The organism is Rhizobium sp. SAFR-030, from assembly GCF_059415005.1.
This window is the reverse complement of sequence record NZ_JBPFDO010000007.1, coordinates 39897-65898: the sequence shown is the minus strand read 5'-3', so window position 1 is coordinate 65898 and position 26002 is coordinate 39897. Positions and strand designations below refer to the sequence as shown.

Annotated in this window: 28 protein-coding genes; 19 read left to right on the top strand and 9 right to left on the bottom strand. The window is 60.9% G+C overall.

Annotated features, from left to right (window positions below; all coding sequences use genetic code 11):
- Positions 1-7: 7 nt before the first annotated feature.
- The 6 genes from rsmG to hemE form a co-directional block, all read right to left on the bottom strand.
- A complete protein-coding gene (gene rsmG, locus ACR65N_RS20050; protein WP_440458440.1) occupies positions 8-625 on the bottom strand; it encodes a 16S rRNA (guanine(527)-N(7))-methyltransferase RsmG in 618 nt (205 codons plus the stop codon).
- A complete protein-coding gene (mnmG, locus tag ACR65N_RS20045; protein ID WP_440458439.1) occupies positions 622-2499 on the bottom strand; it encodes a tRNA uridine-5-carboxymethylaminomethyl(34) synthesis enzyme MnmG in 1878 nt (625 codons plus the stop codon). The genes rsmG and mnmG overlap by 4 nt, the downstream gene beginning before the upstream one ends.
- Before the next feature lie 37 nt (positions 2500-2536).
- Positions 2537-3847 carry a tRNA uridine-5-carboxymethylaminomethyl(34) synthesis GTPase MnmE gene (gene mnmE, locus ACR65N_RS20040; protein ID WP_440458438.1) on the bottom strand — a complete coding sequence of 437 codons (1311 nt, stop codon included), beginning with the start codon at positions 3845-3847 and terminating at the stop codon, positions 2537-2539.
- 64 nt (positions 3848-3911) lie between these two features.
- Positions 3912-5177, bottom strand: a complete 1266-nt coding sequence (gene rho, locus ACR65N_RS20035) for a transcription termination factor Rho (RefSeq protein ID WP_430307820.1) — start codon at positions 5175-5177, stop codon at positions 3912-3914.
- Positions 5178-5347: 170 nt separating this feature from the next.
- Positions 5348-5890 (bottom strand): protoporphyrinogen oxidase HemJ, encoded by a 543-nt coding sequence (gene hemJ / locus ACR65N_RS20030; protein WP_440458437.1) that lies wholly within the window; start codon positions 5888-5890, stop codon positions 5348-5350.
- Positions 5887-6921 carry a uroporphyrinogen decarboxylase gene (gene hemE / locus ACR65N_RS20025; protein ID WP_440458436.1) on the bottom strand — a complete coding sequence of 345 codons (1035 nt, stop codon included), beginning with the start codon at positions 6919-6921 and terminating at the stop codon, positions 5887-5889. The genes hemJ and hemE overlap by 4 nt, the downstream gene beginning before the upstream one ends.
- Before the next feature lie 400 nt (positions 6922-7321).
- On the opposite strand from hemE, the gene ACR65N_RS20020 reads away from it, so the two are divergent.
- The 5 genes from ACR65N_RS20020 (at position 7322) to dnaQ (ending at position 10920) form a co-directional block, all read left to right on the top strand.
- Positions 7322-8143 (top strand): pyruvate, water dikinase regulatory protein, encoded by an 822-nt coding sequence (locus ACR65N_RS20020; RefSeq protein WP_440458435.1) that lies wholly within the window; start codon positions 7322-7324, stop codon positions 8141-8143.
- Positions 8144-8234: 91 nt separating this feature from the next.
- A complete protein-coding gene (locus ACR65N_RS20015) occupies positions 8235-8783 on the top strand; it encodes a Maf-like protein (RefSeq protein WP_440458434.1) in 549 nt (182 codons plus the stop codon).
- Positions 8776-9627 carry a shikimate dehydrogenase gene (locus tag ACR65N_RS20010; protein WP_440458562.1) on the top strand — a complete coding sequence of 284 codons (852 nt, stop codon included), beginning with the start codon at positions 8776-8778 and terminating at the stop codon, positions 9625-9627. Before ACR65N_RS20015 ends, ACR65N_RS20010 begins: the two co-directional genes overlap by 8 nt.
- Complete coding sequence (coaE, locus tag ACR65N_RS20005; protein ID WP_440458433.1) at positions 9624-10232, top strand: dephospho-CoA kinase; 609 nt, start codon at positions 9624-9626, stop codon at positions 10230-10232. Before ACR65N_RS20010 ends, coaE begins: the two co-directional genes overlap by 4 nt.
- Positions 10225-10920 (top strand): DNA polymerase III subunit epsilon, encoded by a 696-nt coding sequence (gene dnaQ, locus ACR65N_RS20000; RefSeq protein WP_440458432.1) that lies wholly within the window; start codon positions 10225-10227, stop codon positions 10918-10920. The genes coaE and dnaQ overlap by 8 nt, the downstream gene beginning before the upstream one ends.
- A gap of 54 nt (positions 10921-10974) precedes the next feature.
- On the opposite strand, the gene secB is transcribed toward dnaQ, so the two are convergent.
- Complete coding sequence (gene secB / locus ACR65N_RS19995) at positions 10975-11442, bottom strand: protein-export chaperone SecB (protein ID WP_430307813.1); 468 nt, start codon at positions 11440-11442, stop codon at positions 10975-10977.
- 118 nt (positions 11443-11560) lie between these two features.
- On the bottom strand, positions 11561-12094 hold the full coding sequence (locus ACR65N_RS19990; RefSeq protein WP_440458431.1) for an FxsA family protein: 534 nt from the start codon (positions 12092-12094) through the stop codon (positions 11561-11563).
- Here ACR65N_RS19990 and ACR65N_RS19985 point away from each other — a divergent pair.
- The 14 genes from ACR65N_RS19985 (at position 12093) to ACR65N_RS19920 (ending at position 25593) form a co-directional block, all read left to right on the top strand.
- On the top strand, positions 12093-12311 hold the full coding sequence (locus ACR65N_RS19985; RefSeq protein ID WP_440458575.1) for a hypothetical protein: 219 nt from the start codon (positions 12093-12095) through the stop codon (positions 12309-12311). The two genes, ACR65N_RS19990 and ACR65N_RS19985, sit on opposite strands and share 2 nt — an antisense overlap.
- Positions 12214-12912, top strand: a complete 699-nt coding sequence (locus ACR65N_RS19980) for a Tim44/TimA family putative adaptor protein (RefSeq protein WP_430307945.1) — start codon at positions 12214-12216, stop codon at positions 12910-12912. The genes ACR65N_RS19985 and ACR65N_RS19980 overlap by 98 nt, the downstream gene beginning before the upstream one ends.
- Positions 12909-14024 carry a murein transglycosylase A gene (mltA, locus tag ACR65N_RS19975; protein WP_440458430.1) on the top strand — a complete coding sequence of 372 codons (1116 nt, stop codon included), beginning with the start codon at positions 12909-12911 and terminating at the stop codon, positions 14022-14024. The genes ACR65N_RS19980 and mltA overlap by 4 nt, the downstream gene beginning before the upstream one ends.
- Complete coding sequence (locus tag ACR65N_RS19970) at positions 14024-14584, top strand: Smr/MutS family protein (RefSeq protein WP_440458429.1); 561 nt, start codon at positions 14024-14026, stop codon at positions 14582-14584. The genes mltA and ACR65N_RS19970 overlap by 1 nt, the downstream gene beginning before the upstream one ends.
- On the top strand, positions 14581-14946 hold the full coding sequence (locus tag ACR65N_RS19965) for a helix-turn-helix domain-containing protein (protein ID WP_430307809.1): 366 nt from the start codon (positions 14581-14583) through the stop codon (positions 14944-14946). Before ACR65N_RS19970 ends, ACR65N_RS19965 begins: the two co-directional genes overlap by 4 nt.
- Positions 14947-15076: 130 nt before the next feature.
- A complete protein-coding gene (gene gyrB / locus ACR65N_RS19960) occupies positions 15077-17509 on the top strand; it encodes a DNA topoisomerase (ATP-hydrolyzing) subunit B (protein ID WP_430307808.1) in 2433 nt (810 codons plus the stop codon).
- A 254-nt stretch (positions 17510-17763) separates the two neighbouring features.
- Positions 17764-19044 carry a polyhydroxyalkanoate depolymerase gene (locus ACR65N_RS19955; protein ID WP_440458428.1) on the top strand — a complete coding sequence of 427 codons (1281 nt, stop codon included), beginning with the start codon at positions 17764-17766 and terminating at the stop codon, positions 19042-19044.
- A 149-nt stretch (positions 19045-19193) separates the two neighbouring features.
- A complete protein-coding gene (locus ACR65N_RS19950; RefSeq protein ID WP_440458427.1) occupies positions 19194-19613 on the top strand; it encodes a DUF2852 domain-containing protein in 420 nt (139 codons plus the stop codon).
- A 91-nt stretch (positions 19614-19704) separates the two neighbouring features.
- A complete protein-coding gene (locus ACR65N_RS19945) occupies positions 19705-20463 on the top strand; it encodes a M48 family metallopeptidase (protein ID WP_440458426.1) in 759 nt (252 codons plus the stop codon).
- Positions 20464-20529: 66 nt separating this feature from the next.
- A complete protein-coding gene (locus tag ACR65N_RS19940; protein ID WP_440458425.1) occupies positions 20530-21192 on the top strand; it encodes a phosphoribosylanthranilate isomerase in 663 nt (220 codons plus the stop codon).
- 4 nt (positions 21193-21196) lie between these two features.
- Positions 21197-22417 carry a tryptophan synthase subunit beta gene (gene trpB / locus ACR65N_RS19935; protein WP_440458424.1) on the top strand — a complete coding sequence of 407 codons (1221 nt, stop codon included), beginning with the start codon at positions 21197-21199 and terminating at the stop codon, positions 22415-22417.
- Positions 22418-22419: 2 nt separating this feature from the next.
- The gene (gene trpA, locus ACR65N_RS19930; protein WP_440458423.1) at positions 22420-23259 is read left to right on the top strand and encodes a tryptophan synthase subunit alpha; all 840 of its coding nucleotides are present in this window, start codon (positions 22420-22422) and stop codon (positions 23257-23259) included.
- A gap of 39 nt (positions 23260-23298) precedes the next feature.
- Positions 23299-24183, top strand: a complete 885-nt coding sequence (gene accD, locus ACR65N_RS19925; protein WP_430307801.1) for an acetyl-CoA carboxylase, carboxyltransferase subunit beta — start codon at positions 23299-23301, stop codon at positions 24181-24183.
- A gap of 66 nt (positions 24184-24249) precedes the next feature.
- Complete coding sequence (locus ACR65N_RS19920; RefSeq protein WP_440458422.1) at positions 24250-25593, top strand: bifunctional folylpolyglutamate synthase/dihydrofolate synthase; 1344 nt, start codon at positions 24250-24252, stop codon at positions 25591-25593.
- Between the two features lie 80 nt (positions 25594-25673).
- Here ACR65N_RS19920 and trxA read toward each other — a convergent pair whose 3' ends face one another.
- Positions 25674-25994 carry a thioredoxin gene (trxA, locus tag ACR65N_RS19915; protein ID WP_430307799.1) on the bottom strand — a complete coding sequence of 107 codons (321 nt, stop codon included), beginning with the start codon at positions 25992-25994 and terminating at the stop codon, positions 25674-25676.
- Positions 25995-26002: the final 8 nt, after the last annotated feature.

Sequence of the window (26002 nt, the reverse complement as noted above, 5' to 3'; positions counted from 1 at the left end):
GGGAAGGTCAAACCTTGCGGTGCAGCTTCGAGATTTCGAGAATGACGGAATCATCTTCAACCGCACTGGCATGTTGTAACAGATCGAATTCCCAGCGACTATTCGCTTTAACGATCTCAGCCTGATAATCCCGGCCTTTGTGCAGGTAAGCGACGGTATCCGGGCGGTCTCTCATCCACGGACTGCAGTAGTCCAGGAGTTGCGGCAACTCCGCCAGTGCTCGCGCGGAGATGCGATCACATTCAGAAATCGTCTGAGCTGCAGATTCGATTCGGACAGGGTGGACCGAGCCGCGTCCGCCGGTCTCCATCAGCGCAGTTCGGAGAAACGATGCCTTCTTCTGGTTGCTCTCGACAAGATGCACCCAGCCATCTCCGAGTTCGGCGAGGAAGATCGAGGTGATGATGCCAGGGAACCCGCCTCCGGATCCGAGATCGACCCAGGTCAAGGGATTTGGTGAGAGCTGGAATATCTGCGCGCTGTCGGCAATATGGCGTTGCCACAGATCATCCTTGGTGGAAGGAGCAACCAGGTTGATCGAACGCGCCCATTTTGCGAAGAGGGTGGAAAAGACTTCGAGTCTTTCCGTTGTTTCACGTGAAACACTTATTCCGTTCAGTTTCATGCGGAGACTCGCGACAGGCGATCTTGCGCGTCCGCCTTCTTGATTAGAGACAAGATCAGAGCAAGTGCGGCCGGCGTCATCCCGTCGATCTTGGCAGCTTGCGCGATGTTTGAAGGCGCCGCATTTGCCAGCTTAGCCCTCAGCTCGTTCGACAGCCCCGACAGACGGTTGAAGTCGAACCCGACCGGAATCGCCCTGTTCTCGTCTTTCTGCACGCCCGCTATATCGATGCTTTGGCGCTCCAGATAGACAGAATAGCTCGCCTCGATCTCCAGCGCCTCTGCGACAGCAGGCCTTAACGAGCCGAGTTCAGGCCAGACCCTGCGCAATACCGCCAAATCGATCCCGGCGTGGGAGAGAAGGGTATAGCCGCTTCGGCGCTGGCCGTCCTGATTGAGATGAATGCCGTGAACCTGTGCCTGGTTCGGGGTCAGGCTGAGATCCGCCAGCAATCCGCGCGCCGTTGTCAGCTCGCTCTCATACTGTTCGAAACGCGTGCGGCGCGCATCCTGGACTAACCCAAGCTCAGTCCCGACGGGAGTAAGCCTAACGTCGGCGTTGTCCGCCCGCAACGACAGCCGATACTCTGCCCGTGATGTGAACATCCGGTACGGCTCGCTGACGCCGCGCGACGTAAGGTCATCGATCATGACGCCGATATAGGATTCAGTCCGGCTGAAGACGTGTGGTGACCGGTCACCCGCGCGTCGCGCAGCATTGAGCCCGGCAACCAGACCCTGAGCGGCGGCCTCTTCATAGCCGGTCGTGCCGTTGATCTGCCCCGCGAGATAAAGACCCTGCAGCCGCCGGAGCTGCAGGTCCTGCGTCAGCTCTCGTGGATCGACATGATCATACTCTATGGCATAGCCCGGCTGCAGGATTTCCACCTGCTCGAGGCCTGGGATCGTACGAATGAAGGCTTCCTGAACCTCGACCGGCAGCGACGTGGAGATGCCGTTCGGGTAAACCGTGTGGTCCGAAAGACCTTCAGGTTCGAGGAAAATCTGGTGACCATCCCGCTCCCCGAAGCGGACGATCTTGTCCTCGATCGATGGGCAATAGCGTGGACCGACCCCGGTGATCTGTCCCGAATACATCGCCGAGCGCGTGATATTGTCGGCAATGATCTTATGTGTGGCTTCGGTTGTGCGCGTAACACCGCAGGCAATCTTTCGGTTGGTGATCCGGTCAGTCATGAACGAGAAGGGGACCGGGTCCTCGTCAGCTTCCTGCTGACCGATACGGTCCCAGCCAATGGTGCGGCCATCGAGACGAGCAGGAGTGCCCGTCTTCAGACGTCCCAGCGCCACACCGGCGCGTTCCAGGGTTCCAGACAATCCGATGGATGGCGCTTCGCCAACGCGGCCGGCCGAGGTCGTCTCGTTGCCGATATGAATAACGCCACGCAAGAAAGTCCCGGTGGTCAGTACCACGGAACGGCAAGTGAAGGTTCGGCCATCTTTCATGATGACCCCGTTCACGACACCTTCGGACTGCTCCAGATCAAAGGCGTCGCCTTCAATGACGGTCAGATTGGGACATGCGGCTATCTCTGCCTGCATCGTCTCACGGTAGATCTTTCGATCGGCTTGAGTCCGCGGACCACGCACGGCCGGGCCCTTCTTGCGGTTGAGCAGACGGAACTGGATACCGGCGGCGTCTGCCACCCGTCCCATCAGTCCGTCGAGAGCGTCAACCTCGCGAACTAAGTGGCCTTTGCCAAGGCCGCCAATCGCGGGATTACAGGACATCACTCCGATTGTTGCGCGATTATGCGTCACCAATGCGGTCTTCGCACCCAGCCGCGCTGCCGCGCTTGCAGCTTCGCAACCCGCATGTCCGCCACCTATCACGATCACATCGAAATCGTTCATCGTCATCACCAACTGCTTCAGCAGTGTTTCACGTGAGTCATTTACCGATACAGAACTCGGAGAAAATCACATCCAGGAGATCTTCAACATCAACGCGTCCGGTAATTCGGCCCAGTGCCATCGCAGCCAACCGAAGGCTTTCCGCGCGGATATCCAGTTCGGCACCAGATAACGCTTCTGCAAGGAAATTGAAAGCCCGCGTCAGGTGCTCGACATGCCGCATGCGTCCGGCACCCAGTGAAGCAATGGAAGCCCAAGCCAATTCGACGTGGGCCAGGATTTCCTTCCTTACATCGTCCAGACCGACGCCCGTGGAGGTCGACACGACGAAATCAAAAGCGTCTCGACTCCCGGGATGCAGATCACGCTTCGTACCGATACGAAGAGTGGGAACATTGAGTTCATGCCCCGCCGACCATTTCGAGTCCGAATCGATCTCGGTGAGCGCCAGTAGAAGATCAGCTTTCTGAGCGGTACCAAGGGCGCGTCTCACACCTTCTCGCTCAACTACATCTGTGGTTTCGCGCAGGCCGGCTGTATCTGACAGCCGGACGAGAAAGCCCTGAAGATCAAGCTCAACCTCGAGGACGTCGCGCGTTGTGCCGGCGACCTCGGTCACAATCGCCACATCCCGTTTCGCGAAGGCGTTCATGAAGCTGGATTTGCCGGCGTTCGGAGGCCCGATGATGACAACCTTGAAGGCATCACGCACGGCATCTGCCTTTTGGGTCGCGTCGATCTGCAGAGCTATCTCGCGCTGCACCTGAGCAACTTCCGCCCAAACTTGCTCGGAGACGGAGCCTGGGACGTCGTCTTCGTCGGCAAAGTCGAGCTCCGCCTCGATCAGCGCCCGGGCCTTGGTCAGACGCTTGGCCCAGGCTGCATAGCGGGTTGAGAGACCTCCAGCGCTTTGCTCGATGGCAAGCCGCCGTTGCATCTCGGTATCGGCCGCGATTAGATCGCCCAGGCCTTCCACCTCGACAAGATCCATCTTGCCATTGTCGAAGGCCCGATGAGTAAACTCTCCAGGCTCCGCTATCCGCAGACCGAGATGGGTCAGCTCAGCAGACACGGCAGCCACCACGGCACGCCCGCCGTGCAGTTGCAGTTCGATACAGTCCTCTCCCGTGAAAGATCGTGGACCCGGGAAGGAAAGCACCAGACCTTTGTCGATAAGGTCTCCGTCCCGGTTTCGAACGGCTCGGAGCAACGTTGCTCTCCGTTTGGGAAGGTCTCCAGCCAGTCGGACGACAGCGTCGAAAGCGGCAGGTCCACTAATGCGAACGACCGCCACCCCGGAAGGTGGCGGTCCGCTGGACAGCGCGAATATGGTGTCTGAGTTCATCATCCGATGGACGATCCTGAATCCGGCTAATCAGTAGCGGCGAGCCAGAAGTGACTCCGGCTATCGATCAGGTATTCATGGAGTCGAAGAAGTCGCCGTTATTCTTCGTCTGCTTCAGCTTGTCGATGAGGAACTCGATTGCATCGGTTGTGCCCATCGGCGCGAGAATGCGGCGCAGGACAAAGATCTTCTGCAGATCCTGGCGCGGCACGAGCAGGTCTTCCTTACGCGTACCGGACTTAAGGATATCCATCGACGGGAAGATTCGCTTATCGGCAACCTTGCGATCGAGGACGATTTCCGAGTTGCCGGTGCCCTTGAATTCTTCGAAGATCACTTCGTCCATGCGGCTGCCGGTGTCGATCAGGGCCGTGGCGATGATTGTCAGCGAGCCGCCTTCTTCGATGTTACGGGCCGCACCGAAGAAGCGCTTGGGACGCTGCAACGCGTTTGCGTCCACACCGCCGGTCAGCACCTTGCCCGACGACGGAACGACCGTGTTGTAGGCGCGACCGAGACGGGTGATCGAATCCAGCAGGATGACGACATCGCGACCGTGCTCGACGAGACGCTTGGCCTTCTCGATCACCATTTCGGCGACCTGGACGTGACGGACGGCAGGTTCGTCGAAGGTCGAGGATACGACCTCACCCTTGACCGAACGCTGCATGTCGGTGACTTCCTCGGGCCGCTCGTCGATGAGCAGCACGATGAGGTAGCACTCCGGATGGTTGGCAGTGATGGAGTGAGCAATGTTCTGCAGCAGAACGGTCTTACCCGTGCGCGGCGGAGCGACGATCAGACCGCGCTGGCCCTTGCCGAGTGGCGCCACCAGATCGATGACACGCGCCGACAGATCCTTGGACGTCGGAATGTCGAGCTCCATGCGGAAGCGATCATTCGGATAGAGCGGCGTCAGGTTGTCGAAATGGACCTTGTGACGGATCTTTTCCGGGTCATCGAAATTGATCGTGTTGACCTTGAGAAGAGCGAAATAGCGTTCGCCTTCCTTGGGTCCGCGGATCGGGCCTTCAACCGTATCGCCGGTCTTCAGCGAGAAACGGCGGATCTGCGAGGGGGAGATGTAGATATCGTCCGGACCAGGCAGGTAATTGGCATTGGCGGAACGCAGGAAGCCAAATCCATCCTGCAGAAGTTCGACCACGCCCTCGCCGATGATCTCGACATCCTGGCTGGCCAGAACCTTGAGGATCGCGAACATCAGTTCCTGCTTGCGCATGGTGCTCGCGTTCTCAACCTCCAGCGACTCGGCGAAGGTCAGCAAATCAGTCGGGGACTTGCTCTTGAGTTCTTGAAGCTTCATTTCAGCCATGAAGGGGGACCGTCTTGGAATTGTGAGGGAAATTGGCGTGTCTGTGGAACTGGCTTCCGCGGAAAGCACGGAGGTCTTTGAATTACACACGAGCCACGAGAGAAGAGGTGGCGCTGAAAATAGCGAGTTCATCGCAAGGCCGCAAGGGGGCAGCCGACAAATCGTCGCCGTCAGAACGGCTTGACGACGACCAGGATGACGATCAGCATCATCAGAACGGTCGGCACCTCGTTCATCATCCGCCAGTAGCGCGCCGGCTTACGCGGACCATCGGCGCCAAACTGCCGCACCGCCCGGCTCTGATGCATATGCGCCACCGTCAGCAGAACGACGAGCGCGATCTTGGCATGCAGCCAGCCGCCCTGAAAGCCGTAGACCGACCAGGCGAGGTAGAGGCCGAGCACCCAGGTGATCATCATCGCCGGGTTCATGATCACCTTCAGCAGGCGGTATTCCATCACCTTGAAGGTTTCGGACTGGGTGGAGCCGGGCTCTGCATCGGTGTGGTAGATGAACAGGCGCGGCAGGTAGAACAGTCCAGCCAGCCAGGCGATAACCGCGATCACGTGAAACGCCTTGATCCACAGGAAGAAGTCGTCCGGCCGCAGCACCGAGATCGCCGCCAGCATTGCTGCAAAACCGCACAGCGCAATGCCGGCCCGTAGTGCTGCGCGGCGCCCAAGTCGACGATCGGTCTGCTTCTCCGCAGTCATCGATGCATTCCGCGAACGCGATCGACCAGGTGGGTGACGTGATCGGGATCGGCTGCCGGCGTGATGCCATGGCCGAGGTTGAAGACGAGCGGCCCCTGGCCGAGCGCCTCGAGGATGGCGTCGATACCCTCGTCGAGAGCTTTTCCGCCGGAAACCACGCGCATCGGATCGAGGTTTCCCTGGACCGGTCCGTCCTTCTGCAAATCCTTTGCGAAGCTGAGCGGCACCGACCAGTCGAGGCCGATCATGTCGGCACCCGTCTTCTGCCGGTAGGTCACAAGTTGCAGGCCTGCGCCCTTGGCAAAGGCGATCACCTTGGCCTGGGGCCGCCTGGCTTTGACGGAGCGAATGATCCGCGCCACCGGCTCGACGGCATAGGCCTCGAATTCGGCTTCGCCCAGCACGCCTGCCCAGGAATCAAAGATCTGCACCACATCCGCGCCGGCATCGATCTGTGCCACGAGGTAATCGGCCGACAGATCCGCAAGCACCGCAAGCAGATGCGCGAATGCCTTCGGGTGCCGGTAGCCGAACAGTCTGGCGGGAGCCTGATCCGGTGTGCCGTGGCCGGCGATCATGTAGGTGGCAACCGTCCAGGGCGCACCACAGAAGCCGAGGAGGGTGGTTTCAGCGGGTAGCTCCGCGCGGATCTGCCGGACGGCCTGCATCACTGGCGCGAGATGACCTAGAACCCCGTCCGGAGCCAGGGCCATGATCGCATCCTCGTCGATCGGATCCATGCGAGGTCCGGAGCCTTCAACAAAGTGCACGTTCCGCTTCAGCCCGTCCGGGATCACCAGGATGTCTGAAAACAGGATCGCGGCATCGAAGCCGTAACGCCGGATCGGCTGGAGGGTTACCTCGGTTGCCAGATCCGGCGAATAACAGAGATCGAGGAAGCTGCCGGCTGCTGCGCGGGTCCTCCGGTATTCCGGAAGATATCTGCCTGCCTGTCTCATGAGCCAGATCGGTGGTGGTGATACGGTCGATCCCTCAAGGACCTCCATCACTTTGCGGCGTACTGCAGCCAAGAGGACGTTCCCCTAAATAAAACAAATGAGATTCTTAGGTTTTTGATTCTTAGAGTCTGTGACTATCAAGGATCCTCAGCTTTGCACAGTCAGAGCGGCATCGGTGCGACATCAGGTCAACGGAGGGCTAGTTTCCCGACCACGCAGCGGGGATCTGTGGATAGCCGGAATCGATGTGCAGGATCAGCGGGTTGTAAAGGCCGTGCCGATAGCGGTCTTGTGGACAACAGGTGAGGCGGATCGGGATATCCGAAGCTCATCCCCGTTTTCAACAAGCTGGTAAAAAGGCTCGCCATCCGACGGCCGATGTGGATAAATCGCGACTTATCCCGCGTCGGGTTCGAGCGACCGGCACCGGTCGATGTTTGTCCCGCATTATCAACAGAGGAGGAAGTTTAGCGTGGAGAACCGCAAAAGCTTCTTTCATCTGCACCTGATTTCTGACTCGACGGGCGAGACGCTTATTTCAGCGGGGAGGGCAGCATCGGCGCAGTTCAACTCGGCATTGCCCATCGAGCATGTGTATCCGCTGATCCGTAATCGCCGCCAATTGATGCCGGTGTTGGAATCGATCGACGAAAAGCCCGGCATCGTCCTTTATACGGTGGTCGACCAGGAACTTGCCGATTGCATCGATGAACGCTGCAAGGCGATCGGAGTTCCGAGCGTCAACGTTCTGGAGCCGGTTCTTGCGACGTTTCAGACCTACCTCGGGACTCGGTCGCGACGCCGCGTCGGTGCGCAGCACGCATTGACGGCGGAGTACTTCCAACGAATTGAGGCGCTGAACTTCGCCATGGATCACGATGACGGTCAGATGGCGGAAAGCTATGACGAGGCCGATGTCGTTCTGATCGGCATCAGCCGGACCTCGAAGACGCCGACCAGCATCTATCTCGCCAATCGTGGCATCAAGGCCGCAAACATCCCGATCGTTGCGCATGTGCCGTTGCCGGAAAGCCTGCTGAAGGCGACGAAGCCGTTGATCGTCGGCCTGATCGCAACGACAGACCGGATCTCGCAGGTTCGCGAGAACCGGGAGCTTGGAACCGTCCTCGGTTTTGATCGCAGCCATTATACGGACCGCGCCAACATCAACGAAGAACTCAAATATGCGCGGGCGCTCTGCGCGCGGCATCAATGGCCGCTGATCGACGTCACGCGCCGGTCCATTGAAGAAACCGCCGCGGCTATCGTTGCCCTGCGCCCGAAGTTACGGTAATCGCCGCAGCGATCCCCGTGCACATGACTGGAAGGCTGTCTTGACCCAACCACTCGTGCTGGCCTCGTCCAGTCCCTTTCGCCGGATGCTGATGGAAAATGCGGGTCTTGTCTTCCAGACACGTGCCGCATCCATTGATGAGCGAGCGATAGACCAGAAGCTTAAAGCGGCGGGCGCGACGCCGCAAGAGGTGGCGCTGGCGCTTGCGCGCGCAAAGGCTCTCGATGTCTGCCATCATTATTCGGGAGCATTCGTCATCGGCTCTGACCAGACGATGTCGCTGGGCGAACGGGTCTATCACAAGCCATCGTCGCGTGCCGAAGCGCGAGAAGCGATCCTGTCGCTGTCGGGCAAAACGCACCACCTCAACAGCGGCGTGACGATTGCGCGCGACGGCGAGGTGCTGTGGGAAACGGTATCACGAGCGGCACTGACGGTACGGCCGCTGACTGAAGCTTTCGTCGATCGCTACCTGGACATGGCCGGTGACGCTGTTCTGGGAAGTGTCGGTGGCTATCAGCTGGAAGGGCAGGGGATACAATTGTTCTCGGCGATCGATGGTGACTATTTCACGATCCTTGGTCTGCCCATGTTGCCTGTCCTCAATGCCCTGCGCGAGCTTGGAGCTATCGATGGCTGATTCACGTGAAACAGCGCACGCCTTCGTTGTCGGATCGCCAATCCGGCATTCGCGCTCGCCGATCATTCATGGACATTGGCTGAAACACCTCGGGATCGATGGTAGCTACACGGCGATCGACGTTCCCGAGGGACAGTTCGTCGGGTTCATCGAGGAGCTGAAGCGTGGGCGACAGTTCCGTGGCGGCAATGTCACCATCCCTCACAAGGAACACGCCTATCGGCTGGCAGACCAGCCGGATGATCTGGCGCATGAGCTTGGCGCCGCCAATACGCTTTGGTTGGAAGAGGGGCTGTTGAAGGCGACCAACACCGATGGCTTCGGCTTCACTGCCAATCTCGACGAGCGATCGCCCGGCTGGGACAAAGCCACACGCGCCGTCATCCTCGGTGCCGGCGGTGCCAGCCGCGCGATCATCCAGGCGGTGCGCAACAGGGGGATTGCGGAAATCCACGTCGTCAACCGGACCCTGTCCAGAGCCAAGGAGCTCGCCGACCGGTTTGGTGATAGGATCCATGCACATCCCATGGAAGCGCTCGATGAAGTCACGCAAGGCGCTAGCCTGTTCATCAATACGACGTCGCTTGGCATGGACGGCGAAACCGCGATGGACATCGATTTTCGCGGCTTGGCGAGGGATGCAGTGGTGACGGACATTGTCTATGTGCCGCTGGAAACCCCGATCCTGGCGCAGGCCCGTGCTCAGGGATTGAAAACCGTCGACGGTTTAGGGATGCTTCTTCACCAGGCTGCACCGGGTTTTGAAAAATGGTTCTACCAGCGGCCTGCCGTTGACGAAGAGCTCCGGGACCTGGTCATCCGCGACATGGAGCGCCACGGATGATCAAGATCGGCCTCACTGGATCGATCGGCATGGGGAAATCCACGACGGCCGGGCTTTTTGTAGCAGAGGGTATCCCGGTCAACGACGCCGACGCGGTGGTGCACGATCTTTATCGAAGCGACGCGGTTGCCCCGGTCGAGGCGGCGTTCCCGGGAGTGGCATCAACCGGTGTCGTGGATCGTGCCGAACTTGCCAGGCGCCTGTCAGACGATCCTGCAGGTTTCAAGAAGCTCGAAGCCATCGTCCATCCGCTGGTGCGAATGAGAGAAGAGCAGTTTCTTGACCAACAGGCGAGACTGGGCGCGGATATCGTCCTCCTCGATATCCCGCTCCTCTTTGAAGCGGGCGCCGCGCATCGGGTGGATACGGTGGTCGTCGTCACCTGTGATCCACAGGTCCAACGCCAGCGGGTGCTTGCGCGCCCGGGCATGACGGAGGAGAAGTTCGAGATGATCCTGTCGCGTCAGATCCCTGATTCGCAGAAGCGCCGGCAGGCGGATTTCATCATCGATACCGGTCACGGCATCGATGCGGCGACACAGCGGGTTCGGCAGATCCTCAAAGCCGTGCGCGCCGGGACCTTGAGCGAGAAGAACCATGCGTGAAATCATCTTCGATACGGAAACCACAGGTCTCGAAAACAGGCTCGATCGGGTGATCGAAATTGGTGGCGTGGAACTCTTCAATCACTTCCCCACCGGCCGCACGTTTCACGTCTACATCAATCCCGGCGATCGCAAGGTTCATCCGGATGCACTGGCGGTGCACGGCATCACCGACGACTTCCTGAAGGACAAGCCGCCATTCTCCGCCGTCGTTCAGGAACTGCTGGAGTTCTTCGACGGCGCAAAATGGATTGCCCATAACGCGACGTTCGACATGGGCTTCATCAATGCCGAGCTCGATCGGCTCGGCCTGCCGCCGGTGCCGAACGATCAGGTTGTCGATACGCTGTCGCTGGCGCGGCGCAAGCATCCGATGGGCCCGAATTCGCTCGACGCGCTCTGCCGGCGCTACGGCATCGACAACTCCCACCGCACCAAGCACGGCGCACTGCTCGACTCCGAACTCTTGGCGGAAGTCTACATCGAGATGATCGGCGGCCGTCAGGCAGCACTCGGTCTCGTCGGCGCCGAACAGGTCACGACGGTTATCGAAGTCGAAGACGTCGACGTCATCACGCTGCAACGACCGCGGCCGCTTCCGCCGCGGATGACCGAAGCGGAAATCGCGGCGCATGCGGCGCTGGTCAATTCTCTTGGCGAGAAGGCACTCTGGGCTCGCTACCAGTAGAACATAAAAAACCCGGCGTGAGCCGGGTTCTTGTGGTGGGCGATCTTTGGAATATCAGCTGTTCAGCGGCTGAACCTGGGCGCGGGTCTGTTCTTCGGCGACGCGCTGCGCAAACATCTGACCGAAATCGATCGGATCGATCATCAGCGGCGGGAAGCCACCGTTGCGTGTGACGTCGGAGATGATCTGACGGGCGAACGGGAAGAGCAGGCGCGGGCACTCGATGAACAGGACCGGCAGCATGTGCTCCTGCGGGAAGCCGGTGATCTGGAAGACGCCGCCATACACGAGCTCGGCCGCGAACACGACCTTGTCGCCGTCCTTGGCTTCTGCGTTCAGCGACAGCACGACGTCGAAATCCGTGTCGGAGAGCGGGTTGGCATTGACGTTGACGTTGATGTTGATCGACGGAGCCTTGTCGCGAGCCTGAAGCGAACGCGGAGCGCCCGGATTTTCGAAGGACAGGTCCTTCGTGTACTGGGCGAGAATGGTAAGCGACGGAGATTGGGTTTCGGTGTCCATTGGCTGTTCCTCGGCTTCGATCTTTTGCGCCGTCTATCACTTCGATGTGAGGCTTACAACCCTGACGCCCATGACGTTGGGGCAGGTTCGGGTGTGGGTCGGCCCCGTTCCGGGTGCATCATTGATCATCCGCCGGCCGGTCGGACCAGGGAGACGAGGGGCCGGTTTTCCGTTGGTAGTCTGTGCTGTCGAGATCGATGGTCTGCGGGTTGGCAGCGGGAGGCTGGTTCGCGCTCGTCGAAGGGTTCGGGTTGGGCGAAGAGCCAGGATAGCCAGCAGTTGTGCGGCTTGTTCGGACGATCACGCGCTGGCCGATCTGCTGCCAGATCAGCCGGCGCACGCCGGGGATGAACAGCAGCAGGCCGATGATGTCTGTCAGAAAGCCGGGCAGGATCAGCAGGATTGACGCAACGACGATCATCGCGCCGCTGACGATTGCTTTCCCAGGGACGCGGCCCTGTCGGCCTTCCGTGTTGATCTGCCGCAGAACGCTCAGGCCTTGGCTGCGCAGGAGAAGGATGCCGATTACGCTCGACAGGATGACCAGCGCCAGCGTCGACCATAGCCCCAGCCACCGCCCGACGATCACGAAGCCGGCAATTTCCGCCAGAGGCAGACCGAACAGAACTAGCGGGACGAGGAGGAGGCGCATGGTGTCTTTCGATAAGGGTGTTTCGTTGAAAAGCGAACCATCCTTCCGCTATTTGAATGATGGCCGGATCAGACTATATGAGATGGAACCTTTCAATTCCAACGATACCACGGGTGAAAATGGGCGCGAACGACTTCATAACTCTGTTTTTCCTCGTGGCTGCCGTCCTGATATTCCTGCAACTGCGCAGCGTTCTCGGCCGGCGAACAGGAAATGAGAAACCTCCCGTCGATCCGTTCGGTGCTCGCGATGCGTCCCGTGGTCCTGGCGTCGATGATGGGAAGGTCGTGACCCTGCCGCGTCGGGACCAGGTAGACGACGAGCAGCGGTTTTCGGATATCGATGCGGTGGCCAAGCCCGGCACCGAACTGAATGGCGGCCTGCGCGAACTGGTGAAGGCCGATCCCTCCTTCCAACCGAAGGAATTTCTTGCCGGTGCCAAGATGGCCTACGAGATGATCGTCATGGCCTTCGCTGACGGCGACCGCAAGGCGCTCAAGGATCTTCTGTCGAAGGAAGTCTACGATGGCTTCAACGCGGCGATCACCGACCGCGAAGCGCGGGGCGAAACCGTCAAGTCGAGCTTCGTCGGCATCGACAAGGCAGACCTCACCCATGCCGGGGTGAAGGACAATGATGAGCAGATCACCGTTCGCATCGTCAGCCAGTTGATCTCCGCCACCTATGACAAGAGCGGTACGTTGATCGATGGCGATGCCGAAGCGGTGTCCGAAGTCATCGACATCTGGACCTTTGCCCGTGACATTCGCTCGCGCGATCCGAACTGGAAGCTCGTGGCGACCGAATCCGAGCAATGACCGTGTCCGGCGGATTTCAGCTTCGGGAAGTGGACTACTCGGATTTGAGGGGGTGGGGATCGGACGATCCCCGCCCCCTCTTTTCCGTGATGCGCGAGTGTCTGGAGTATCTCGATCAGGGAAAGGCCTACAGGGCTGGGACTCTGGGTCTGACTGCGGACGATCTGCGGCCGTTGCTGGCTGATGCCGCGTCGACCCAGTCAGCCGATCCTGCAGCGGCGCGGCTGTTCTTCGAGCAGCGTTGCATCCCGTTCCGCATTGAACTGGGAGACCAGGGCGCGGGCTTCGTCACCGCTTTCTATGAGCCGGAAGTCGAGGTCTCGGATAAGCTGGAATCCGGCTACCGTTACCCGTTCTACCGTCGCCCGCCCGACCTCGTCGACCTGGATGAAAGCAGCCGGCCGCCGGATCTGGATGCGTCCTACGCCTTTGGGCGGCTGGACGATGGGGCGATCGAAGCCTATCCGGATCGGCAGGCGATCGATCAGGGATGTCTTGAGGGACGCGGCTTGGAGATCGCCTGGGCGAAGTCCAAAGTCGACGTCTTTTTCGCGCATGTGCAAGGCGCGGCACGGCTCCATTACCCCGATGGCAGGTTGGGCAGGATCACCTATGCGGCGAAGGCGGGACACCCGTTCTCGCCGATCGGCAAGCTTCTGATCGACCGGGGAGAGATCGAGCGCGAGCAGATCTCCATGCAGTCGATCCGTCGCTGGCTGGCAGAGAATCCGGCTAAGGTCGATGAAGTGCTGTGGCACAATCGATCCTATATCTTCTTCCGGGAGGCTGAAGTCACGGATCTCGACCGCGGTCCGATCGCGGCGGCCAAGGTGCCGCTGTTGGCGGGGCGGTCGCTCGCGGTGGACAGGTCGATCCATACCTTCGGCTTCCCGTTTTTCATCCATTCGCAGACGCTCAGCCATCTTTCAGACGGGCAGCCATTTTCGAGACTGATGCTGGCGCTCGACACCGGGACCGCGATCGTCGGTCCTGCGCGCGGCGATATCTTCACCGGCAGCGGAGACGAGGCGGGCGACCTTGCAGGCACCGTGCGCAATGACGCAGACTTCTACATCCTGATTCCGATAGCGGCTGCGCAGAGGTTCCGGTGATGAAAAGCGGGCGGAAACTCAATTCGGATGAACGCATCCTCTGGGGCAAGGTGGCGAAGACCACCAAGCCGATGCCCGGTCGGCTGGAGGACCTGCTCAAGTTTGATGAAGAGGATATTGCCGCCAACATGCCAGTGACTGGCGCACCCTCGGCTCAGACGGTCGGCAAGGTTTCCGTCGAAGACAGGGCAGGAGTATCCAAGCAGCAGCCGAAGGGCCAGCACCACGCGCTGGAGCGGCCGGTGAAGCGTAAGCTGGCGCGCGGTCGTCTGCCGCTGGAGGCGCGGATCGACCTCCATGGGCTGATCCAGAGCGAAGCGCATGGTGTGCTGCTCGACTTCCTGCTGCGTGCGCACGACCGGGGTCTGCGGCATGTGCTCGTCATCACCGGCAAGGGAAGTTCTCTCGGCAGTGAGGGTGCCTTGAAGCGCTCGGTTCCACTGTGGTTCTCAAAACCGGAATTCCGCTTCCTGATCTCTTCGTACGAGCCCGCGGCACGCCAGCATGGTGGGGAGGGTGCCCTTTATGTGCGCCTCAGTCGCCGGGGAGACGCCCCGTGACACCGTTCGGCGAGGCGCTGCGGGCCCTTCGCAAGGAAAAGGGCGTTACGCAGCAGGAGATGGCAGCAGCGATAGGCGTTTCCTCGGCCTACCTGTCGGCTCTGGAGCATGGTCGGCGGGGCCGGCCGAGCTTCGATTTCCTGCAGCGGGTCGCGGGATATTTCAACGTCATCTGGGACGAGGCGGATGAGTTGTTCAGTTTGGCGGCCGGATCCAACCCGCGCGTCGTCGTCGACACGAGCGGCCTTTCACCGGAATACACAACGCTTGCCAATTTGCTGGCTCGGCAGATTCGCAACTTGCAGCCCGACGTGGTAGATGAACTGGTGAAGCTGCTGGAAAAAGCCCCAAATCGGGGCTAGAGCCGACGTCGTCCCCTGTTTTTCAGGCTGAGATCCTTTAAAAACGGGGTTGTAACTCCCTATAGTCCTGCCAAAGGACGACGGTGATTCGCCGCTCACCGTCCGCAGCAAGAAACTAGAAAGTTGATTGATGAGCGATACACCCGTCAGCGATAGCGCGAGTGCCGAATACGGAGCCGATTCCATCAAGGTCCTCAAGGGACTTGATGCGGTTCGCAAGCGCCCCGGCATGTACATCGGCGATACCGACGATGGCTCCGGCCTTCATCACATGGTCTACGAAGTCGTGGACAATGCGATCGACGAAGCTTTGGCCGGCCACGCCGACATCGTGACCGTGACCCTGAATGCCGACGGATCTGTGACGGTGACCGATAACGGCCGCGGCATCCCGACCGATATCCACACGGGCGAGGGCGTGTCTGCGGCAGAAGTCATCATGACCCAGCTGCACGCCGGCGGGAAGTTCGACCAGAACTCCTACAAGGTGTCCGGCGGTCTGCATGGCGTCGGCGTCTCCGTTGTCAACGCGCTCTCCGTCAAGCTCAGCCTGAAGATCCGTCGAAGCGGCAAGGTTCACGAGATGAGCTTTACCCACGGCGTGCCGGACGGACCTTTGAAGGTGATCGGCGATTATGAAGGCCGGTCGGGAACGGAAGTCACCTTCCTGCCGAGCACTGATACGTTCACCAAGGTGGATTTTGACTACGGGACGCTGGAGCATCGCCTGCGCGAGCTTGCATTCCTGAACTCCGGTGTGCGCATTCTGCTGACTGACAAGCGCAAGTCCGACATTCGCCAGGAAGAAATGCTGTATGACGGAGGCCTCGAAGCCTTCGTCCGCTACCTGGACCGTTCCAAGAAGCCGTTGGTCAACACGCCGGTCGCCATCCGCGGCGAGAAGGATGGGATCACCGTCGAAGTGGCGATGTGGTGGAACGACAGCTACCACGAGAATGTGCTGTGCTTCACCAACAACATTCCACAGCGCGATGGCGGCACGCATATGGCCGGCTTCCGTGGCGCGTTGACGCGCCAGATCACCTCCTATGCAGACACCTCCGGCATCACCAAGAAGGAAAAGGTGACGCTGCAGGGCGAGGACTGCCGCGAAGGTCTGACGGCGGTACTGTCTGTGAAGGTGCCGGACCCGAAGTTCTCGTCGCAGACGAAGGACAAGCTGGTTTCCTCCGAGGTTCGTCCCGTGGTCGAAAACCTCGTCAACGAGGCTCTCAGCACATGGTTCGAAGAGCACCCGACCGAAGCCAAGATCCTTGTCGGCAAGGTCGTCGAAGCGGCCGTTGCACGCGAAGCCGCCCGCAAGGCCCGCGAACTGACGCGCCGCAAGGGCGCTCTCGACATCGCCTCGCTTCCCGGTAAGCTTGCTGACTGCTCCGAGCGCGATCCGGCAAAGTCCGAACTGTTCCTCGTGGAAGGCGATTCCGCCGGTGGCTCCGCCAAGCAGGGCCGCTCGCGTGAAAACCAGGCGATCCTGCCGCTGCGTGGCAAGATCCTCAACGTCGAGCGTGCCCGCTTCGACAAGATGCTGGGCAGCCAGGAAATCGGTACGCTTATCACCGCGCTTGGTACGTCCATCGGCAAGGACGAGTTCAACCCCGACAAGCTGCGCTATCACAAGATCATCATCATGACGGACGCCGACGTCGACGGCGCCCACATCCGTACGCTGCTGCTGACCTTCTTCTTCCGCCAGATGCCTGAGTTGATCGAGCGCGGCCACCTCTATATTGCCCAGCCGCCGCTCTACAAGGTGACCCGCGGCAAGTCGGTCCAGTATCTGAAGGACGAGAAGGCACTGGAGGACTATCTGATCGGCCAGGGCCTCGACGATGCGACCCTGACGCTCGGCTCCGGCGAAGTGCGGGCCGGTGCAGATCTTCGCGAAATGATCCAGGATGCTCTGCGGATGCGCTCGCTGCTGGATGGCCTCCACTCGCGCTACAGCCGGGCGATCGTCGAGCAGGCTGCGATTGCCGGCGCGCTCAATCCGGAACTGACGGACAACCCGGAGAAGGCGCAGGAAACGGCGACTGAAGTTGCCCGCCGTCTCGATGTGATCGCCGAGGAAACCGAGCGCGGCTGGTCCGGTCATGTGACCAAGGAAGGCGGCCTGCGTTTCGAGCGGATGGTGCGCGGCGTCAAGGAGGCCGCCGCCCTCGACGTGGCACTGATCGGTTCTGCCGACGCCCGCCACATCGACCAGATGACGGCCCGTCTCAACGACATCTACGGCACGCCGCCGCGGCTGACACGAAAGGAAGGGACGACGGAAATTGCCGGTCCACGCGCGCTTCTTGATGCAATCTTCGCCTCTGGTCGCAAGGGCCTGTCGATGCAGCGCTACAAGGGGCTGGGCGAAATGAACGCCGAGCAGCTTTGGGAAACGACGCTGGATCCGAACGTGCGCTCGCTGCTGCAGGTCAAGGTCAACGACGCAACCGATGCGGACGGGCTGTTTGCACGTCTGATGGGTGATGAAGTTGAGCCCCGACGCGAGTTCATCCAGGAAAACGCGCTGAACGTCGCAAATCTCGACATCTGACGCATTCGGTTTCACGTGAATCTTTCCTGTGGACTGATTCACGTGAAACACCTTATGTTAGATTTTCCGCGATCATTGCCGCCGCCCGCTGTCGAAAAGACAGCACCGTCATGGAACCAAGCGCCTGTCGAGTTCTTGCCTTGGTACGTTAGCGCGCAAATGACTTTGTTGCGCCGCACAAGCGACGGGTCTAATCTCCCGGCGCAGTCGCCACCGGCCTCTTACCGGTGGAACCCTGGAAAGCAGGAACTCGCATGTTTTACCAGCTTTATGAGTTGAACCACGCGGCCATGGCACCCTTGCGCGCCTCGACCGAGGCGTTGCGGCTTTTCTACAGCAACCCGATGAATCCTTGGGCGCAGACCTCCTACGGGCGGACGGTTTCGGCAGGGCTGGAAGTCTTCGAGCGGGCTACGCGCCGTTACGCCAAGCCGGAGTTCGGGCTGCCGACGACGGTTGTCGATGGGCGGACCGTAGAGGTTGTCGAGGAGGTGGTCTGGTCTCGTCCTTTCTGCAAGCTGGTCCACTTCAGGCGCGCTCTTCAAGCTGATCAGACGGTAGGGCCGAAAATTCTCATCGTTGCGCCGATGTCCGGTCACTATGCCACCTTGCTCCGCGGCACCGTGGAAGCGCTGATGAAAGGCGCCGATGTTTACATCACGGATTGGCAGGACGCTCGCATCGTGCCGATGACGGATGGCCAGTTCGATCTCGACGATTACATCGATTACGTCATCGACATGCTGCACCACCTTGGCCCCAATACCCACGTGGTGGCGGTCTGCCAGCCGTCGGTTCCGGTGCTTGCCGCCGTGGCCCTAATGGAGGAAGCCGCCGATCCGTGTGCACCGGCATCGATGACCTTGATGGGCGGGCCAATCGACACGCGCATCAACCCGACGGCAGTCAACAAGCTGGCGCAGGATCGGCCGCTGGAATGGTTCCAGGACAACGTCGTGATGACGGTACCGTGGCCGCAGCCGGGCTTCATGCGCCCGGTCTATCCCGGGTTCCTGCAGCTTTCCGGCTTCATGTCGATGAACCTCGACAAGCACGTGGTCGCCCACAACGAGTTCTTCGAGCACCTGGTGAGGAATGACGGGGAACCGGCCGAGAAGCACCGGGAGTTCTATGACGAGTATCTGGCAGTCATGGATCTGACGGCGGAATTCTACCTGCAGACCGTCGATACGGTGTTCATCAAGCACGCGCTGCCGAAGGGCGAGATGACCCATCGTGGCGAAAGGGTCGACACCACGGCGATCCGCAACGTCGCGCTGCTGACCATTGAGGGCGAGAACGACGACATCTCCGGCATCGGCCAGACGAAGGCTGCCCAGACGATCTGCACAAACATTCCTGATGACAAGCGGATGCACTACGTGCAGCCGGACGTCGGCCATTACGGCGTCTTCAATGGCTCGCGCTTCCGCCGCGAGATTGCGCCGCGGATCCTTGCCTTTGCCACCGAGCATTCGATTGCACCGAAGAAGAAGGTGGCACCGCGCGTCATCAAAGGCGGCAAAAGCGGCTGACTGTTGGCCTCTTTGCGAATTCCAGGAGCTTAATCAGCATTTTCGCGGATTGCAGAACAGCCTGTCTTGAAGGCGGATCGGCCGCATCCCACATCGAGTTTCAGCCGCAGGCATGAGGCCTGCGCGTTGAGAACGAGGTAGTGCAACCGATGAACCAGTCTGCATTGATACGCCCGGATTGGACTCCGGCGACCATCGCCCTCATGGTCCTCGGCTTCGTGGTCTTCTGGCCACTGGGTCTTGCCATGCTCGCCTACATCATCTTCGGTGAACGGCTGCGCGACTTCAAGCGCAACGCCAACGACAGAGCGGACGGCTTCTTCAACGGCTTCCGTCGCTCCACCCGCCGATATGGCCCAACCGCCACCGGTAACATGGCCTTCGACGACTGGCGCAGAGCCGAAACCGACCGGATCGAGGAACAGCGCCGCAAGCTCGAAGAGATGCGCGAAGAATTCGACTCGTACCTTCGCGAGCTTCGTCGCGCCAAGGATCAGGAAGAATTCGACCGCTTCATGCGCGAGCGTGGCGGCCGGGGTCCGGAAGCCAATCAGTATCCGGCCGTCTGATCGCAGTTCAGCTTTGAAGACAACGGACCGGCACCTCGCGTGCCGGTCTTTTTCGTGGCTTAAGCTCCGCCGAATCGGCTAGATATCCTCGATGTTCTCCCGTCTCACAAGCACCAGGCGCCCGGCAAAACCGCTGCAGAAAAGCGAGCGGACATTGCAGGTTGGCGAGCGGCTGCTGCCTTTGACGGTTCGCGAGCATGCCCAGGCGACGCGCATCACGCTGCGCATCGAGCCGGGTGGCCGTGCTCTGCGCCTGACAATCCCGCGCGGCCTGAAGATGCGGGAAGTGGATGCTTTCCTCGCCCGCCACGACGAGTGGCTGCGCATGAAGCTCTCGAAGTTTTCGTCCGATGAAGGGGTTCAGCCCGGAGCCTCGATAGACTTGCGCGGCGCCGCCCACCGGATCGTCCATACTGGCTCGCTGCGGGGGCTGACCGAAGCGTCGGTGGAGAACGGTACCCCAGTCATCCGGGTGAGCGGGCTGGAGGATCATCTCGGGCGACGGCTGGAAGCCTTCCTGAAAAAGCAGGCGCGGATCGATCTGGAGGCGCGCGTTTCAGTGCATGCCGCGGCGGTCGGCAAGCCTGTGCGCTCCATCAGCATGAAGGATACCCGCAGCCGCTGGGGCTCCTGTTCCTCCGACGGCAATCTGAGCTTCTCCTGGAGGATCGTCATGGCGCCGCCCGTGGTCATCGACTATCTGGCGGCACACGAGGTGGCGCATCTGAAGGAGATGAACCATGGCCCCCGGTTCTGGGCGCTGTGTCTCTCTCTCTGCCCGCGCATGGAAGAGGCTCGGCGGTGGCTGAAACTCCACGGATCACAGCTTCACGCCATCGACTTTGGCTGAAACCGTCGCAGTGAAACCCCGCAATTTGCCTCGACTTGAGGCGCGATTCGTGCAAGTTCGCCTTTCATGACACCCGATATCAAAATCTGCGGATTGACGACGCCGGAGGCGATCGACCTGGCAGTGGCGCGCGGCGCGACACATGTCGGATTCATCTTCTTCGAGAAGAGCCCACGTCACATCGACCCGCTGACAGCCGGATCGCTTGCCGATCGGGTCCGGGGGCAGGCAAAGATCGTCGCCGTCACGGTGGATGCCGATAACGAGCAGCTGGAAGAGATTATCGCGTTCCTCAAGCCTGACATTCTTCAGTTGCATGGCCGCGAGACGGCGCAGCGCGTCCTCGACGTCAAGGCGATGTTCGGGCTGCCGGTGATGAAGGCCTTCTCCATTCGCACGGCCGAGGATCTTCGGCAGATCGAAAGCTACGATGGGCTGGCCGACCGCATGCTCTTCGATGCCAAGGCGCCAATCGGATCGGATCTTCCGGGCGGCAACGGCGTTGCCTTTGATTGGACGATCATGGCCGCGCTTGACGACGGCGTCGAATACATGCTTTCCGGTGGCCTCACCAAGGACAACGTGGCGCAGGCCCTGTCGATGACACGGGCGCCAGGTATCGATATATCGTCAGGCGTGGAAAGCACGCCGGGGGTCAAGGACAGCGCGAAGATGAACGCCTTCTTCGACGCAGTCGATGAATGGCGCCGCAGCAGAGCACAGGAGTGACACCGTGAACCAGCCTCTGAAGCCGAATTCGTTCCGGGCCGGTCCCGATGAGGAAGGCCGCTTCGGCATCTATGGCGGCCGTTTTGTCGCCGAGACGCTGATGCCGCTGATCCTCGACCTGCAGGCCGAGTGGAACAAGGCGAAGACAGATCCGGAATTCCAGGCGGAGCTGACCTATCTGAACACGCATTATATCGGCCGGCCGAGCCCGATGTATTTTGCCGAGCGGCTGACTGCGGAGCTTGGCGGCGCCAAGATCTACTTCAAGCGCGACGAGCTGAACCATACCGGCAGCCATAAGATCAACAACTGCATCGGCCAGATCCTGCTCGCCAAGCGCATGGGAAAGAAGCGCATCATTGCGGAAACCGGCGCCGGCCAGCACGGCGTCGCCTCGGCAACTGTCGCCGCGCGCTTCGGCCTGCCCTGCGTCGTCTATATGGGCGCGACCGATGTCGAGCGTCAGGCGCCGAACGTCTTCCGCATGAAGCTGCTCGGTGCGGAGGTGAGGCCTGTAACGTCCGGTCACGGGACCCTGAAGGACGCGATGAACGAGGCCCTGCGCGACTGGGTCACGAATGTTGACGACACCTATTACATCATCGGCACGGCGGCCGGTCCGCACCCGTATCCGGAGATGGTCCGCGAATTCCAGTCGGTGATAGGCAAGGAAGCTCGCGAGCAGATGATGGCGGCCGAAGGCCGCCTGCCGGATATGCTGGTTGCAGCGGTTGGCGGCGGCTCCAACGCGATTGGGCTTTTCCATCCCTTCCTGGACGATGAGAGCGTGGCGATCGTCGGCGTCGAAGCCGGCGGCAAGGGCCTCGAAGGCGAGGAACATTGTGCGTCGCTGACGGCTGGTCGGCCAGGCGTCCTGCACGGCAATCGCACCTACCTTCTGCAGGACGGCGACGGGCAGATCAAGGAAGGCCACTCGATCTCGGCTGGCCTCGACTATCCGGGCATCGGCCCCGAACACTCCTGGCTGAAGGATAGCGGCCGGGTCGAATACGTGCCGATCAAGGACGATGAGGCGCTCGCCGCCTTCCAGCTTCTGACCCGCACGGAGGGCATCATCCCGGCGCTCGAGCCCAGCCATGCGCTGGCGGAAGTCATGAAGCGGGCGCCGAAGATGGACAAGGACCAGATCATCCTGATGAACCTCTGTGGCCGTGGCGACAAGGACATCTTCACCGTCGGCAAGATTCTCGGAATGGACCTCTGATCATGACCGCACGCATGGACGCACGTTTCGCCGCCTTGAAGGCAGAGGGCCGTCCGGCTCTCATCACCTACATGATGGGCGGTGATCCGGACTACCAGACCTCGCTCGGCATCATGAAGGCATTGCCGGAAGCCGGTGCCGATGTGATCGAGCTTGGCATGCCATTCTCCGATCCCATGGCCGACGGCCCGGCGATCCAGATGGCAGGGCAGCGCGCGCTTGCCGCTGGCCAGACGCTGATCCGGACGCTCGATATCGCCCGGGAATTCCGTCAGACCGATCAGGACACGCCGATCGTGCTGATGGGCTACTACAATCCGATCTACAACATGGGCGTCGAGAGGTTTCTCGATGCAGCCCTGGAAGCCGGTATCGACGGTCTGATCGTCGTCGACCTGCCGCCGGAGATGGACGACGAACTGTGCATCCCGGCGCTGGCAAAAGGCGTCAACTTCATTCGCCTGGCCACGCCGACGACCGACGAGAAGCGCCTGCCGACGGTTCTGCGCAACACGTCCGGCTTCGTCTATTACGTCTCGATGAACGGCATTACCGGTTCGGCGCTGCCGGATCCCTCGCGGGTCGGTGCTGCCGTCCAGCGCATCAAGTCGCATACGGATCTGCCGGTCTGCGTCGGCTTCGGCGTCAAGACCGCCGACCATGCCAAGGCAATCGGTGCGGCAGCGGATGGCGTTGTCGTCGGGTCGGCCATCGTTGCCCAGGTGGCAGGTAGCCTGAGCGCTGACGGCAAGGCCACCGACCATACGGTCTCTGCAGTTGCGACGCTGGTGCGCGGTCTCGCCTCCGGCGTTCGCTCGGCACGCCTTGTTGCTGCCGAATAAAGTCATCACATTGACGCGCGTCAATCAGGAGTTCTGCCAGTGAACTGGATCACCAACTATGTGCGCCCCCGCATCAATTCCATGCTGGGCCGCCGGGAAGTGCCGGAAAACCTCTGGATCAAGTGCCCGGAAACGGGAGAGATGGTCTTCCACAAGGATCTTGAGGAAAACAAGTGGGTGATCCCCGCCTCTGGCTTCCACATGAAGATGCCGGCGAAGGCGCGGCTCGCCGACCTGTTCGACGGTGGCGTCTTCGAGAGCCTGCCGCAGCCCAAGGTGGCGCAGGATCCGCTGAAGTTCCGCGATTCGAAGAAATACAGCGACCGTCTCAAGGACAGCCGCCTGAAGACGGAACAGGAGGACACGATCCTCGCCGGTCTCGGTAATGTCCAGGGCATCAAGCTGGTCGCCGTGGTGCACGAGTTCAATTTCATCGGTGGCTCGCTCGGCCTGGCGGCTGGCGAGGCGATCGTCAAGGCGGCCGAGCGGGCGCTTGCCGAGCGTTGTGCACTGGTGATCTTCCCGGCATCCGGCGGCGCTCGCATGCAGGAAGGCATCCTGTCGCTGATGCAGCTGCCGCGCACCACCGTTGCCATCGACATGCTGAAGGAAGCCGGTTTCCCCTACATCGTTGTGCTGACCAACCCGACCACCGGCGGCGTCACCGCCTCCTACGCGATGCTTGGTGACGTACATATCGCCGAGCCGGGTGCCGAGATCGGCTTTGCCGGTAAGCGCGTCATCGAGCAGACGCTGCGCGAGAAGCTGCCGGAAGGCTTCCAGACCGCCGAATATCTGCTGGAGCACGGCATGGTCGACATGGTGGTGAAGCGCCATGATCTGGCTCGCACGCTTGCGACGCTCCTGAAGATCATGATGAAGCAGCCTGCTCAATCCAGCCAGCCGCTCGCGCTGTCGGCTTGATCCCCATCATGGCTGAGCCTTGGGATTTGCCTGCCGCAGGATCGGCATTCTGGCCGGGAGACTGGAATGAACGACGTGGTGCATAGCGAGGCGGAACAGGTCATCGACGAGCTGATGCAGCTCCACCCCAAGGGCTATGACATGACCCTGGGGCGGATGCGGCGTCTCCTTGACGTGCTGGGCAATCCGCAACTGCGCCTGCCGCCAATGATCCACGTCGCCGGAACGAACGGCAAGGGCTCGGTTTCTGCCTTCAGCCGTGCGCTGCTGGAGGCGGCAGGGCTCGCCGTCCATGTGCACACATCCCCGCATCTGGTGAACTGGCACGAGCGCTATCGCATCGGCCGGAAGGGCGAACCGGGCCGGCTCGTCGAGGATGCGGTGCTGGCGCAAGCGCTGCGCCGCGTCGCCAAGGCGAATGACGGGCAGGCAATCACGGTTTTCGAGATCCTGACGGCTGCCAGCTTCCTGCTGTTCTCGGAAATCCCTGCCGACGTGGTCATCATCGAGGTCGGCATGGGTGGCCGGCTCGACTGCACCAATGTCGTCGATACTCCCGCGGTCTCGGTGATCATGCCGATTTCCTTCGATCATCAAGCCTATCTCGGAGACAAGGTCGAGTTGATCGCCGCGGAAAAGGCCGGGATCATGAAGCCCGGCTGTCCGGTGGTCATTGGTCACCAGGAATTCGATGCCGCCGAGGAAACCCTGGTGGCGACCGCCGAACGCCTCGGCTGCCCGGTTTCGGTCTATGGACAGGACTATTGGGCGCACGAGGAATTCGGACGACTGGTGTACCAGGATGAGTTCGGGCTTGCCGACCTGCCGCTGCCGCGACTTCCGGGGCGCCACCAGTTCGCCAATGCGGCAGCCGCCATCCGGGCCGTCAAGGCAGCCGGTTTTGTGGTGACCGAAGCGATGATGGAAAAGGCCATGGGCAGCGTCGAATGGCCGGGTCGGCTGCAGAAGCTGACCACCGGCCTGTTGGTGCAGGCCGGCCCAAGCGGTGCTGAGATCTGGGTCGACGGCGGTCATAATCCGGGGGCCGGGGAAGTCATTGCCGAAGCCATGGCGGCTTTCGAGGAGCAGCAGCCTCGGCCGCTTTACCTCGTCACCGGCATGCTGAACACCAAGGATCCCGTCGGCTATTTCCGCGCCTTTGCCGATATCGCCGAAAACGTCTTCACGGTACCGATCCGCGGCAGCGATGCCGGGCTGGATCCCGTGGTGCTGGCAAATGCCGCCTACGACGCAGGCCTGGTGGCAGAACCGCAATCTTCCGTGGAAGAGGCGTTGCGGGAAATCGCGGCGCGGCAACTGCCCGACATGGCGCCGCCGCGGATTCTCATCGGCGGATCGCTTTATCTTGCCGGCAACGTCCTGGCGGACAACGGCACGCCTCCCACCTGATGTGGTGGAAATTTCAGGCCCAAAAAAACCGGCTGTTCGCACAGCCGGTTTTTTAATTGAACTCAGTTGAAGCTGCGAAGTTACGCGGCGCCGGCGATCCAGGCGGAAAGGGCGGTCTTTGGCGCAGCGCCAACCTTGATGTCGGCAACTTCGCCGCCCTTGAACATGGCGAGCGTCGGGATCGAGCGCACGCCGAACTTGGCAGCCAGTTCCGGGTTCTCGTCGATGTTCAGCTTGGCAACCTTGACCTTGCCGGCAAGCTCGGTCGAGATTTCTTCAAGGCTCGGCGCGATCATCTTGCACGGGCCGCACCATTCGGCCCAGAAATCGACGATGACGGGCTCGGCGGAATCCAGGACTTCGGCCTGGAAGTTGGACGTGTCGACTTTCACGGTAGCCATGGGGCTCT